11 protein-coding genes are annotated in these 13,909 nt (G+C 49.8%); 8 read left to right on the top strand and 3 right to left on the bottom strand.

Features of this window, described 5'->3' with window-relative positions:
* Positions 1–43: 43 nt before the first annotated feature.
* The 4 genes from J7392_RS03290 (at position 44) to J7392_RS03275 (ending at position 4,496) form a co-directional block, all read left to right on the top strand.
* Positions 44–1,666 carry a hypothetical protein gene (locus tag J7392_RS03290; RefSeq protein WP_209216166.1) on the top strand — a complete coding sequence of 541 codons (1,623 nt, stop codon included), beginning with the start codon at positions 44–46 and terminating at the stop codon, positions 1,664–1,666.
* Between the two features lie 139 nt (positions 1,667–1,805).
* A complete protein-coding gene (locus J7392_RS03285; protein WP_209216165.1) occupies positions 1,806–2,555 on the top strand; it encodes an HNH endonuclease in 750 nt (249 codons plus the stop codon).
* A gap of 16 nt (positions 2,556–2,571) precedes the next feature.
* On the top strand, positions 2,572–3,984 hold the full coding sequence (locus tag J7392_RS03280) for a hypothetical protein (RefSeq protein WP_209216164.1): 1,413 nt from the start codon (positions 2,572–2,574) through the stop codon (positions 3,982–3,984).
* Between the two features lie 2 nt (positions 3,985–3,986).
* Complete coding sequence (locus tag J7392_RS03275) at positions 3,987–4,496, top strand: hypothetical protein (RefSeq protein WP_209216163.1); 510 nt, start codon at positions 3,987–3,989, stop codon at positions 4,494–4,496.
* A 21-nt stretch (positions 4,497–4,517) separates the two neighbouring features.
* Here the strand turns inward: J7392_RS03275 and dnaE are convergent, their stop codons facing one another.
* Complete coding sequence (gene dnaE, locus J7392_RS03270; protein ID WP_209216162.1) at positions 4,518–8,186, bottom strand: DNA polymerase III subunit alpha; 3,669 nt, start codon at positions 8,184–8,186, stop codon at positions 4,518–4,520.
* Between the two features lie 91 nt (positions 8,187–8,277).
* On the opposite strand from dnaE, the gene J7392_RS03265 reads away from it, so the two are divergent.
* Positions 8,278–10,425 (top strand): ATP-dependent helicase, encoded by a 2,148-nt coding sequence (locus J7392_RS03265; protein ID WP_209216161.1) that lies wholly within the window; start codon positions 8,278–8,280, stop codon positions 10,423–10,425.
* A 64-nt stretch (positions 10,426–10,489) separates the two neighbouring features.
* Here J7392_RS03265 and J7392_RS03260 read toward each other — a convergent pair whose 3' ends face one another.
* Together J7392_RS03260 and J7392_RS03255 are read right to left on the bottom strand one after the other, a co-directional pair.
* The gene (locus J7392_RS03260) at positions 10,490–11,095 is read right to left on the bottom strand and encodes a RusA family crossover junction endodeoxyribonuclease (RefSeq protein WP_209216160.1); all 606 of its coding nucleotides are present in this window, start codon (positions 11,093–11,095) and stop codon (positions 10,490–10,492) included.
* A complete protein-coding gene (locus J7392_RS03255; RefSeq protein WP_209216159.1) occupies positions 11,095–11,544 on the bottom strand; it encodes a hypothetical protein in 450 nt (149 codons plus the stop codon). Before J7392_RS03255 ends, J7392_RS03260 begins: the two co-directional genes overlap by 1 nt.
* Positions 11,545–11,634: 90 nt before the next feature.
* On the opposite strand from J7392_RS03255, the gene dnaQ reads away from it, so the two are divergent.
* Genes dnaQ through J7392_RS03240 form a run of 3 tightly spaced genes read left to right on the top strand, consistent with a single transcriptional unit; the run spans position 11,635 to position 13,889 of the window.
* Positions 11,635–12,339 (top strand): DNA polymerase III subunit epsilon, encoded by a 705-nt coding sequence (dnaQ, locus tag J7392_RS03250; RefSeq protein ID WP_209216158.1) that lies wholly within the window; start codon positions 11,635–11,637, stop codon positions 12,337–12,339.
* A 21-nt stretch (positions 12,340–12,360) separates the two neighbouring features.
* Positions 12,361–13,293 carry a hypothetical protein gene (locus tag J7392_RS03245; RefSeq protein ID WP_209216157.1) on the top strand — a complete coding sequence of 311 codons (933 nt, stop codon included), beginning with the start codon at positions 12,361–12,363 and terminating at the stop codon, positions 13,291–13,293.
* A gap of 2 nt (positions 13,294–13,295) precedes the next feature.
* Positions 13,296–13,889, top strand: coding sequence for a hypothetical protein (locus tag J7392_RS03240; RefSeq protein ID WP_209216156.1), 594 nt, complete (start codon positions 13,296–13,298; stop codon positions 13,887–13,889).
* Positions 13,890–13,909: the final 20 nt, after the last annotated feature.

The following is a 13,909-nucleotide window of genomic DNA, read 5'->3' as shown; positions in this document are numbered from 1 at the left end:
TAAACTATTTCTGGTCAATTTATAGAGATTACGGAGAATTATCATGTCAGACGACGATTTCGAAAAAGAGATGGAAGAGATTGCAGCAGGCGGCTTCCCTGGTGCAGATGACGAAGACATGGACGATGATTTCCTGAAGTCTTTTCCAGGCGATGACGACAATGGTCCAGACTTCGGTGATAACGAAGAAGATCCTTTCGACGCCTTTCCTGATGAGGAGGACGAGGATGAAGAGTTGCCGCAGGAAACTTCTGAAGAAACCTTTGCTGAAGATGACAAAGAAGACGAAGACGGCCTGGAGTGGGACGATGATGACCCTGAGACTGATCCAGAAGAGCTAGATCAAGAAGAGGAATATGTCGAAGGCCTCGAGTATGAAGAAGACGAAGAAGAATACGAAGGTGACGAAGAATATGAATATGAAGAGGAAGAAGGCTCTTCTTCTGGCTTAGATAAAGGCAAACTGATTTTCTGGGGTGGTACCGGTGCTGTAGCCGTAGCGCTTTTAGGTGCCGGATATGCTGTACTTATGCCACTATTCTTTGGGGGTTCTGATGCGCCGGTACGTCAGGCGCCGCCCGTTGCTCAGGTTCAGCAGTTCAACCCTGAAAACACACCCAGACAGCCTCCGCAGATACCTAATGTAAACGGTCCACGGCCGACGCCCCCGGCACTGCCAACGGCTTCCAATGATCGTATTCAAGTCCCCGGACATCCTACGAATGTCGATACAAATGCGATCCGGCCTAACCTGTCTGGTCAGGATATCACACTACCCGGCGCACCCAAGTTGCCTGTTGCTGGCACATTCCAGCCAGGTATGAGTGAAAATGCAGCTCCGACACCTACTCTGCCGACAAAGATCGTCAACGCAGGTAATGATGATTTGCTCATTGATTTGTCCCACAACCAACCCAAGCCAGCACCTACTCCTGCGCCTAGCGGTTCAGATATGGGTGAAGTAATGGGGAAGCTTGACTCTGTTCTGTCTCGGTTCGACAAATTTGAGAAGAACTTCATCTCGAAGGATGATGTCGAGAAGATGGTTGGGGAAGCGGTTACAAAAGCAACTGCCGATCTTAAGGTCGAAGGCCTAGACATCGATACAACAGACTTGGTTCGAGCCGCTGATGTTAAGGGTATCAATGATAGCCTATCCGAACTTGTAGAGCGTGTAAGTGCAATCGAAAAAGGGTCGGACAAGTCTACTGCTGAAGTAGATCCCGAAATTATCGAAGCGAAGGTTGCGGAGCGCGTCAAGGAAGTAGAGGTATCCGTAGCCGAACAGATGCTTCAAATGGGCAAGACGCTGGAAGCGTATGAAGCCGCATTGGCTGAGCTTAAGTCTAAGGTTGGAACGGCTCCAGTTAAAGCTGACGACGCGAAGGTCGCTAAGGATCTCAAGGTTAAGCTCGAGAAGCAAAAGCGTGAGCTGGTAGCCCTTAAGGCCAAAGGTGGATCGTTCGTGCCTCAGCGTAAGCCACAAGTCATAAGCGGTTATCGTCTTGCAGGATTGTCGAAGGATCAGGCATGGATTGAAACCCCATCGGGCGTTCAGCGATACTCCGTTGGTCAGGATATTCGTGGTATCGGAGAGATCGAAGAATTCCGTGCAATGGACGGCAACTTCGCTGTGATCACCAAGGGCGGAATTATTATTCCCTAAGCTGAGTTACCAGTGCATTCCTAAGGCCCCTAAGATATTCTTGGGGGCCTTATTAATTCTTGGCCGATAATCTTCTCTATTCACTATTTATCAACTCGGTCAGTCATATATCACGAAGAGAACGATAGATAGGTGACCTATGAGCAAGCAATCAGCTGCATCGCTCAGGCTCTCAGTGAAAGCGAAAAACTGGCGCATGAACGACGCCTCTTCGGAAGAGTCCGATGCTGAATTTCAGATTGTGCGTAAGCGCGTTCTGGAGCGGGATGACTACACCTGTAGCCTGTGCCAATTCAGAACCCCGAAATGGCAGGAGGTCCACCATATTAATGACGATCACTCCGACAACCGTCCAGATAACCTGATGACGATTTGTTCGTTCTGCCATATGTGTCAGCACATCGGATTGGCGGGACGTAATGAAGAAGCCGTATTGATCTGGCTCCCTGAGATACCGCAATCGACCCTCCATCACTTGGTGAGAACCATTTTGATCGCCCAGCGCTGGGCCGAGACGTCGACAAGCATGCGCAATACGCGCCCTGAGATGCTCAAACAGGCCACACAGGCGTCAGAGGGTGCCGGACGCCTCATGGGGGCCTTCAGAGAGCGCGAGGATGAGGCTGAGGAGCGTTTGGGCACGTCTGACCTTCTAGAGGTGGCAAACATTCTCCTAGCCACTGATGATGACCAATACGAGCGTCGCGGAGAATTCCTGCATGGCTTTCGCATGCTACCCTTAGGGAAACGTGAGCAAGAGACCCCTAAGGGCAAGCGAAACGTTATGATGGATATCGTGGACAGCTGGATGGATTCAGGGGCGCCTTATATGTCGCTGCGGCCACCAGGATGGCTGTCGATGATCAAGAATACTTTGGAACAAATATGAAGTCAGGTGGGATAGCGTGAGCGATAAGGATGGCATAACCAGGCAGTTTGGATACGTCTGTTTTGATAGTGAGACAGATCCTTCCGACGGATTTGCTTCTGTTAATGGAGGCCCAGCACGTCGAATTAACGGCGTGAACGAGCTTTCTACAGATGTGATCTGGCTCTGTAACTTGGGCTTCGACGCATTCTATAAAAAATCGGATGCATGGAGGTCGCCGTGGCTTCGCCATGACAAGTACCTTGTCGTATCTCCGAAGGATATCCTCAAAGAGTGGGGAATGGACCCGAAAACCACGGATGCCACTCAAGAGGCGCCGGTCATATCAGAGTTCTTCAAAAGAATTATGAAAATGGCTTTCCGGCTGATCCGAGACGTGGATCCCAAGGCCAGAATGGAAGATGTTTTCCAGGGTAGGTTCTTGCGTGAAGACCTTCGATGCATCCTTCCGGAAGCGGAATATCCCAAATCTGAAGCTGCCACGATCATCAAGAGTGGCAACGCTTGGCAGGAGTTCACTCAGACCGCCGTTTCACCTGTGCGAGGCGGGCGTTGGGTTATGCTGCGTAAGCCTCGAATTTCCTATGCTCACGACATGTTTCATACACCAATTCCACGTGGACCGTTTGAATTTTATGGACGCAGTGAAATCAGGTCAGTGGCCCGTGATAAAATGGGATGGGTTTGCAACAACGAGAACCCTTGTATTGCCGAGATCACCATCAACCGCATTGAGGGCGACATTGCACCCATCTATGGCTTCGGCAATGCGACCGAGAAAGAGCGTCGTATCGCACGGTCCTGGGTGGCACATCCTGAGCTGATCGTGATGTCTAACTTTACCGACATTGATATCAAATCTCTCTACATGGGCGCAGAATATGATCTAATCGGGCCCAATCTACCTGAACCAGTGAAAGATTTCCTGGCAAGCAAGTACACTGCCATCTCTTGGTCTGCTGGCGTGCTTGCAGAGACGCTGTGGAGAGCCTGTGCTCTAGGTGAGGAGAAGAGTAAGGCCATGGGCGAAGAACGGGCCCACACGAGCTGGCAGGGCGTCTGGATCAAAGGTGCGGACAAGTCTAACATGTTCCTGTCTGCTATGCAGTTGACCGAGAAGGGCTATGCCGTTGTCAGCTACGGTTTGGGATGGGTGCGCTGTGCTGTCCTAGAAGATGATATTCCTGACCTCATTCGCCATGGCCTGACCCTTGGTCTGCTTCCTCAGATGTGTGATATCCCGAAGGGTCTATTTGGTGCCGACCGCCGTGTTCCATGGCAGGGTGACGTCAACTCAATGGCCTTCAGTCAGTTTACGCTGACGGGTAACCGTGATCTTCTGTGGGGCGTAGATACCATTCCTCTGCTCAGTCGAAAACAGCGAAAGCAGACGTTTGCTGATCTACTGAAGATGTATGGAGGGATGTGATCATGAGCGATCTGGAGCGCATTGCTCGTGGTGAGGTATCGGTAGAAGAGGCAGGTAGACTGATGAAAGAAGGTCTGTCCAGCGGCGAAGATATCACCAAAGTTTACTCTATTTACCAGCGCCTAACGTGGTTGATGATGTGTGAGAGAAGGCGCGATGAGGAGCTGCGGCGATGGCACCGAACCATTTATCAAACAGCACAGATCATCAGACAACAGGAAGCTTCAAACGCATTAGATATTGCTTCACGAATAGATGGCCTGGCAGATCTCATAAAAATATCAGTAGGGATGAGCGATGGCCCGACGCGAGGTGAAATCATCCAAGATTCACCTGAAACTAAAATTCTAGACCGGCTAAGCATCATTAGAGAATATGTGCCTAGATCTGATCTTGAAAGAGAATTTGATATCAGGCCTTCAAGCTTGTCCAGAATACTAACTTCGCTTGTCTTTAATGGGCTTATTGAACGAGACCCAGGATCAACAGAACCTCGCTATAGGTCCTGCTAACAAGGATCCCGTTGTTGGGGCTTAGAATGTCTCTTGAACCCCAACAACGCCATCGAATGCTTTCAGTCTGCTCTCAATGGGAGCAGTCATACGGTACTTATCCGGCAGACTGCGGCGCTCCAGCATCTTTCCGTTATCAGTAAGCTGGAGAGAGATTTTGACTGCATTTTTCTCCGCTTCGTCATCAACCTTGATTTCATCAAGGAAAGCTTTCAGTGCCTGAATGCGCATGCCCGTTTTCTTTACGTTGGCCTGCTGCAAGACAGCTTCATATTCTGCCTTCGTGATGAGACCTTTATCGTGATCTTCGTAAGCTTTGATCCTCATAGATGAGGTTTCAGGAAGGTCGAGGATTTGCTGCATGTCGACGGTTACTGTCATCGCGCCATGCACGTCTCCAAGGTACGTCTCAATGGAAATCAGCTCACGTGCGAACACAGAAACCCTCTCTCCGTCTTCGAGCGCCACGTTTGCCCTAATGATGACAGGCATGCGGTTCTCACGGGCAGCATTCGCCACGTTCAATGCTTCCACCACGTCTTGGCTTTTTGCGCCCCCGAACAGGGGTGAGTTATAGGTTCTGCCCTTTTCGGACATCTTTGTGCTCAAGTACAGCTTCTTGCCTCTCGTGTACTTGGTTTGGGCAAAATCTACCATTGCACACAGATGTACATCCCAAAGCTGCGCTTGGTTGTTTGCGAGCATCTCATCCAGGTGGTCCTGAAGGGTCTTTACACCTTTCTGGTCGAGCTTGGACCGGTAATGATCAATCGGGTGCTTATTAAAGTAGAAGCCTACACTGTTAAACTCTCGATCCTGCCGATTCCCCCATTCCTGTACGCCGGTGATTGACTCTGGAATAATGTCTTCTGCAAGACCGGCCGAGAACATGTCGACCTGACCTGCGTTTCGTTTCTCGTTCTTCATGTGCCAGTTAACAAGCTGGAACGCCCGATGCCGGTTACTGTCAAAAGCATCATAGGCGCCAACTTGGGCCAGCTTTTCCAGTTGGGCCTTATTCAGGGATGTTCCAGCGCGTTTGGCGAAGTCATTTAGGGATTTGTACTCACCCTTCTTACGCTCAGCAATGAACGCTTCCATCTCCCCTGATACGCCTTTGATCGCGTTAAAGCCGAAGCGAACACCTTGACCACCTGTCGATGTGCGGCAGGGCTCTGGAGTGAAGCGAGGGAACGACTTGTTGATGTCGGGCGGAAGCATTTCCACACCGAAGGTAGTCAGATCCTCTCGGATGAGAGCCAGTCGGTCTTCCTTTTTCTCAAAGGACATGAGCGCCGCTAGGAACTCAGCTGGATAATGATGCTTCAACCATGCTGTCTGATAAGCAATGTAAGCATAGGCGGCCGCGTGACTCTTGTTAAATCCATATCCAGCAAATTTAGCAATAGTATCAAACAGTTGATTGGCGTCCTTTGCAGGTGTGCCCCGCTCAACAGCGCCCTCCACAAACATCTTGCGCTGGGCATCCATCTCGCTCGCAATCTTCTTACCCATTGCACGGCGAAGAAGGTCAGCAGCACCCAGAGAGTAGCCAGCGACTTCCTGAGCCACCCGCATCACCTGCTCCTGATAGATCATGATGCCAAAGGTTTCCTCAAGGAACGGCTTGGTCCGCTCTTCAGGCTGGGGGTATTTTGGTGTCTCTTTGCCATTCTTACAGGCCGCATAAAGCGGGATCTGTTCCATGGGGCCCGGCCGGAAGAGTGAAACCACGGCAACAAGGTCTTCAATGTTGGTTGGCTTCACTTGACGCAAAACCTCTTGCATGCCAGCCGATTCCAGCTGGAAAACACCGATACTCTTGGCATTGGCCAGCATTTCGTAGACACCTTTGTCTCGGACGTCGATTTTTGAGATGTCGATTTCCTCGCCCCTGGAAAACTTGATGTTATCCAAGGTTTCTTTGATAACGGACAACGTTTTCAGGCCAAGAAAGTCAAACTTAACGAGGCCTACGTTCTCGCTACCCTTCATATTGTACTGGGTTACCGGCATGCCGCTTTCGTCATCCCAGCGCATGGGGATAAGGTCACTGAGAGGGCGGTCACCGATAATCACACCAGCAGCGTGCTGGCCGGTGCTCTTCCAGAGGGATTGGATCTTTTGCGCCTTGTCGAACAAGATTTTCATCTTCGGGCTTGAATTGATTTTGCCGCGAAATTCTTCAGAGTTTTGATAGGCATCAGCAAGAGTTTGAGGTTCAGGCGCCCCGTCTTTATTTGGGATAATTTTGGTTAGTTCATTGATCTCGTTGAACCCGTAAACGCCGTACTCTGGGTGCATAAGAACGCGAGCAGCATCCTTGAGTGCAGTCTTGGACTTCATCTCGCCGAATGTGTTGATCTGGGATACGTTCGCTGTCCCATATTTTTCCCGCACATATGCGATCACCTCATCGCGCCGCAGCATGCAGATATCGATATCGAAGTCAGGCATGGAAACACGTTCAGGGTTCAGGAAGCGCTCGAACAAGAGACCATACTCAAAGGGGTCTAGGTCAGTAATCAAGAGTGCCCAAGCCACCATCGAACCGGCACCGGAACCCCGGCCTGGACCAACAGGGATATCGTTTTTCTTAGCCCACTTGATGAAGTCCGAAACGATCAGGAAGTAGCCTGGGAACCCCATGCCTTCGATTACCCCTAGCTCGTAGGCCAAGCGATCCTCATATTCTTTGATGCGTTCGTCGGTAAGGCCTTCGACATGTTTCAGGCGCTCTTTGAGGCCTTCTTCTGACTGCGCACGCAATTCGTCGATTTCAGTCCGCCCATCTTCGCTCGGGAATGGCGGCAGAATGGGAGCCCGGTCATCCACTACGAATGCGCATCTGCATGCTAGGTGGTTGGTATTCTCGAGAGCGTGAGGAATATCTTTGAAGAGTTCGATCATCTCTTCATAAGAGCGATAGTGATAGTCGTTACTATCCTGCCGTACGATGGCTTCACCCTCTGTCAGGTCCACGCGATTTTTAGTTTGGATAGCTCGCATGATTTCATAGGCATCGTGGCGATCCTTGCTGACGTATCGAACCTCTGCCGTCGCTACCATGGGGATACCGTTGAACACCGTACCGTCGGAGCGAGTGGTCTTGTAAGCGTTATCCGAAGCAAAAGAAATCAGTACATCCTCAATGTCGAGGGTCTCTTGATCACGCTTCTCGGAAGATCGGTTAATCTGCACATACAGACGATCCTTGAATACGCCACTCAAGAACTTGAGCGTCTTCTTAGCCTTATCCTCTTCACCAAGTCGCAGCATCTCAACCAGAAGGCCATCATCAGCCCCGGTGAGCAGGATAACACCCTCATTGTATTTTTTGAGATTTTCGCTGGATAGAGATTTGATCAGCTTTTTCGCGTCAGGGCACTGGGCATCAGTCATGAGGCGACAGATGTTTTGATAGCCAACCTCATTCTGCGCCAAGAGAACCACATAGCCATAACGCCGCTTCTCTTCATCGAAGGTGATCGGCAACTGACAGCCGATGATGGGCTGGATTCCCTGAGATTTTGCCTCGACGGAGAACTGGTACGCCCCGAACATATTTTCCCGGTCAGTCAGAGCAACTGCGAAAGCGCCACTATCCTTGGCTTTCTTGATGATATCCTTGACCTTTGAAGTGCCCTCAAAGAAAGAGAAATCTGTTTTTACCGTGAGTGGTGTATACATGTTATTGGGCTACATACGTTATTTATTTCCGGTTATTCTTGACATGTCGATGCATACTTGTCAACACTAGCATAGATTAAAGAGGTTATACATGATTGATTTTGATAGACTTGATGCTGATCAGCTTCGTGCGGTTACAGCTCCGGATGGGGTGACCACCGTTTTCGCGGGAGCTGGGACAGGGAAAACTACAACCCTACAAGCTCGGGTGGCCCATCTCCTACAGAATGGTGATGTACGTCCTTGGGAGATCGTGACGGTTACCTTTACGAACAAGTCTGCCAAAGAGATCCGTGAACGCGTGGAGCAAGGTGTTGGAGAGGCAGCACATCAAATCCGTATGGGCACATTTCACTCTCTTTCCCTGCGTATCTTGCGAAAATACCCGGAAGCAGCTGGACTTCAAAGCTCTCGTTTTACGATTCTAGACGACGACGAGATGAAAAAGCTCTTTGAGATCGCAGTTGATCAGTCAGGCGTTCTTGGGGAGTTTAAGGAGCCAGCCGTCCCCGAAGGTATGTCCAAGGAAGCCTACAAAGCACTCGTTAAGGTCGAAAAGAAGGAGTTCGATGCCAATCGAAAGGCTTTTCTCAAAGAGGCCCTGCGCGAGGTGCCGCGCTGGAAGGAAAACGGACTTCATATTTCTGAGGCCCTGAAATCGACCTCCACCGACCCCATGCAGATTGACCTCTTGCGGGTCTATGAAGAATACCAAGATCTCCTCGACATGAAAAATATGGTCGATTTCACTGATCTATTGCTTCGGGTTGTTCACCTGTTCGACACACATTCAGACATCGCAAAACACGAAGCTGAGAAGGTCCGTCACATGTTGGTGGATGAGTTCCAAGATACAAACATGCTTCAGTACCGCTGGCTTGAGCACCTGACCTCTGCACACCAGAACATGTTTGTCGTCGGTGATACTGATCAGTCTCTTTATTCGTTCAGGGGTTCTGCTCCTCAGATCATGGAGAGATTGGCAGAGCGCACCACCTGCAATGTCGTTTTGAAAACCAACCGTCGCTGCACAAACGAGATCTTGCAGCATGCTAATATGCTCGTTGACATCAACCCTCGTGTCGAACCGAAGGAGCTGAAATCTGAAAGATCAGGGCAGCCAGTCAAGGTGGTAGATGCGCCAAATGAGTTCGCTGAAGGCAATATGGTTGTTACTGGTGTCCGAGATCTTCTCGATAGCGGGGTGGATGCGCATGAGATCGCAATTTTGGGGCGTGCCGCTTTCATTCTGAAACCAGTAGAGAAGGCTTTGCTTAAGGCGGGTATTCCCTGTCACATGATGGGCGGAAACTCTGTAATGGAAAAGGAAGAGATCAAAGATGTACTCGCATTCCTCAAACTTGCCGTAGATCCCTATAACGACATTGCCTTTACCCGTATCGCAAACAAGCCCACACGTGGCCTTGGACCCACAGCTGTCGATGTTATCACTAACTGGGCTCGGAACGGTAGCTCATCGCTGCATCAAGCCTGCCAGGACCTGTCTCACCAAAAGATGAAGGGGATCAACTCAAAGGCTCAAGAAGGTATGCTGGCCCTAGGAAATGTGCTGGCGACCCTGGAAATGGCCTGTGAGATGGGAACGCCCCCCGGCGCCATCGTTGAGATGGCCATGAAGGAGACCGGATATCTTGATCATCTAAAAAAGACGAAGGATGATCAGGTAGCTAGGGTCGACAATCTTCGCTTTCTGCAAAGCTTTGCCTCAGACTACGATGATCTCGTAGATTTCGTTCAAGAGGTTGCCATCGTGACTGATGGGGTGGAGGAAGGCGAAGGTGTGCGTATCGCAACCATCCATGCTTCCAAAGGTCTCGAATTCGATCACGTTTTTCTGCCTGCGTGGGAAGAAGGGGTTTTCCCTTCGCCGCGATCCATCGACGAAATCCCAGGCGATATCGACGATCCTTGGGTTGGCCCTCCTATTGGCGGTGTCGAAGAAGAGAGGCGGATCGCTCATGTGGCTATGACCCGAGCACGTCATGGTGTAAATATCTCAAGATGCGTTGCCCGCGCCAACCGCAGGTCTTCTCCATCTCGCTTTATTAAAGAAGCCGGGCTTCGTGCATCCAAAGGAACGAGCATGTCCTATGATAACAGTGAAGGGTACGGCGGGGAATCGTTCAGCACGATTAAGCCAGTTAAACGGGTCCGGCCACGTCGCCGCCCTGCCCCGCGCTTGCGCCCGCCTTCCCCAGATAATACCCCAAGCTTCTAATGAAAAAGCCCGGTGAAGTTTCCTTCATCGGGCTTTTTATTGATTTTTCTCAGCTGAGAAGCCGCTATTTATCGATATCCTCAAGTCCAGGGAAGTAGTCCTCAACCCGTGCAGGTGAGACGCGGATATAAACGCTGCCAGGTGCCTCTCCACACCGCATCGCAGAGAACTTCCTAACGATCATTCGGTCATCAGTGTAGCAGATGCCATTAAGAGCATCTAAGACACTCTTCTCGTGGTTATCTAAGTCCCCATCGTGCATAGATGTGGGCCATTGGCTCTCGTCCCCGGGCAGCGTAAAAATTGCATCGACAAACACCGGACCTTTGATTGGCTCTCCCCGGACTAGGATTCTAGCGGTCTCAGAAATATGTTTTTCAAACTCCTTAGTTGCGCTTGTCGTCATCGTTCTCATTCTGATTTCCTTCAGGAAGATAGCGACGTTGCCTTTGGCCTTAAAGAAAGCGGACCGGATAGACCCTTCATCAACAAAGGTTCTCGGCCTATGCTTTGGCTTCGGAGTCACTGGAATATTGAGAACAATTGGCTCCTGAGCATGCAGTTCCTTGTCGTTCACATCCCATCTTGCCTTAGACTTCTTCGCCTTCTTCATCCCGGGGATCTTAATCCCAAGCTTCAACGCTTCGGCTTTGGTCAGCCGCGCCGCCATCAGGCTGTGCCCCCGGCAAAGGCCGCTATGATATCGGGCACAAACTCTTCTACAACGTACGTTATCGCTGCACGCTTCTGATGGGTGAGCCATATCATCTGGCCAATAGGGCAATCTGCGTCAACATAAGCCTCTCCGAACGGGGCTACTCTATCATGTATGGGGTAAGATGAGTTGCCAGTCTTCGAGACCTTCTTGATGATTGATATGATGTCTCCATACATTTGATCCGTATAGTCACGAGCCAATGCCTGACATGCGGATCTCAAATCTTTATCAGCCGAGAGAATGCTTAAATCATCGCCATGTTTGGTCTGTATGACAGAAATATGATGTTCCGTAACCTCCTTGATACCAAGGCCAGGCGCCTCGTCCGCATCGCTGCCCATCACACCCGCAAAACCGAAGAATAGCACGGCAGCTACGGCAGATTTAGTCTTCGCGCTCATAATTTTCTTCATATCAAACAAACTCCACAGTTGCTTAAGTATGTATTACACATTAGTGTATGTCAACAATACAAGATTAGAGAAGATTAAATGAGAGAAGTTTCACTAGATACTGAGACCACTGGATTTGATCCAGATACCGGAGATCGTATCGTTGAGATCGGTTGCGTAGAGATGGTGAACCGCATCACCACGGGGAACAGGTATCATGTGTACATCAATCCCGAGCGGTCGATGCCCGAGGAAGCCTTCAAGGTCCATGGGCTGAGCGAGGATTTCCTAAAAGACAAACCGAAGTTTGCTGAGGTGAAGAAAGATTTCCTCGAGTTTATTGGGAATGACCCCCTCGTCATTCATAATGCCGCATTCGATATGAAATTCTTGAATGCTGAGCTAAAGCTCTGTGGTGATAATCCTCTCAAGAATGAGGTCAAGGATACCTTGGTTATGGCTCGCCGTAAATTCCCGGGCCGGAATGCCAATTTGGACGCTCTTTGTAATAGATACAAAATTGACAAGTCGAGCCGAACTCTTCACGGGGCTCTAGTCGATGCTGATCTGTTGGCTAAGGTCTACCTTGAGATAACAGGTGGTGCGAACTATAACTTGGCTCTCCCTACGCGCCCAAGACCAAGGTTGCGGGGGTCTTTGGTTAATAGAAGTTTGAAGAAACAAGAGGAAATTTCCGAAAATAGGACCGTGACGGCGCCAAAATCGGAAGAATGTCTACTCTTTAAGCCTACCGAAACCGAAATGAGGGAGAATAAGGTATTCCGTGAAAAATACGGTTTCTAACCACTATTGAATGGGTGCCTAATGAATAAGAATATATTGCAGGAGACTAATTCCTCTCCGGTTGGGATGGATGCTTCTCAACAAGCCGAGCAAACGCTGGAGCGCGTTAAAAAGGTCAAGGCCATGCGTGAAACGCGCAAAGCCAACATCGTTGAGAAGTTCAACGAACAGTCTCAAATCAATTCCAAACTGTCTAAGGAAGTCGCGAGCCTCACCGAGGAACTCAAAAAGGCAAACGAGCAGATCGAACTCGTGAAGTCTCAAGCTTCTGAAAAATCTGCCGCTCAGCAGGCAGAGCATGAAGCTGAGCTTTCGCGTCATCGTCAGAATGCGGCTAAGCTACATGAGCAGCTAAGACAGGCAAATGAAGAGATCTCTCGTCAGCGCACATTACAGTCTGACACCGAAGAAAAGATGTCTGAAGCTGAAGATAAGATCGCTGAAGCGGAGCGCACGAAAGAGGCAATGGAAGGTCGTATCAAAGATATCCAAGATGATGCAGAAGTCAGAGTGCAGCGTTCCGTCTCTCAGGCACAGACTCTGATTGATCGCACACAGAAGTCGTTCGAAGTTAAAGAGCGTAGGCTGCTTGCCAGCATAAGATCTGAGAAAGATGCTGCTGAACTCGCTCAGGAGGATGCTGACAAGCGCATTGCTAATATGGCTAAGCAGCTTGAAGAAGAACGCGCTATCCGGGTTAACCTTGAGGAAGACCAGCAGTGCATGCGCCATGAAAACGAGCGTCTAGGCGCCTTGCTTAAGCGTCTTCAATCGACAGTAGATGCCCTTCTGAACGAAGAGTTTACGTTGGCGAGCGAGTTTGAGGAGGCTCATCGCGATCTCGAGGAAGCAGAAAAGATCAGTTCAGATCGCGCTAGCTCTTCGAGCTTCCTCGACGCATCCAATGTCGGAAGCTTTGAAGCAGTGACTGCTTGTGCACGAGGGGATGAGTAACCATGAGTAATGATTCCAAAACAGTCGCCTCAAATGTTGAGCTTACCACGCTGAAAGCCGCCCAGAAGATTGGTCGAAGCAATGAGGGTGGAGTGGAAAACTTGGCTGAAGGTCGACAAAAAGTTCGCGAAAAGATCCATAAAGTTCGTGAAGCAGAGCGAAAAGATCGTATCAAGCTCGTTGAGCAGATCATGAAATTTGAGGTGCGCTTCAGAGATTTGACGGATAGCAAGAAGCGGCTTGAAGTTGAACGGGACGAACTAACCAAGCGACTTGATGAGGCAACTGACCTTGGTCGTGAGGTTTTTGGTCTGAGGAAACAGGTGAAAGACCTCGAAGCGCAGATTTCAACGTTGCAAAGTGAGAAGGCAGATGTCGACACGACCCGTGAAGGTCTCCTTTCGAAACAACGCGAGTTACAATCTGATCTAGATGCATCAGCAGAACAGCGTAAAAGAGATCAAGCCAAGATCGCGAACCTCGAAAAAGAGAGAGATGAATGGAAGGCTTCTTTCCATGAGGTTGAAGAAGCTGTGAATGAACTCCTAGACGGTTCTGAAGAACTATCCGAAGACCTTGATCTAGATAGATCCTAAGAAATCGATCAAAAGTTTAG

Source organism: Sulfitobacter sp. R18_1 (genome assembly GCF_017743915.1).
GTDB classification, from domain to species: Bacteria; Pseudomonadota; Alphaproteobacteria; order Rhodobacterales; family Rhodobacteraceae; genus Sulfitobacter; species Sulfitobacter faviae.
This window is presented reverse-complemented; position numbering and strand designations above follow the sequence as displayed.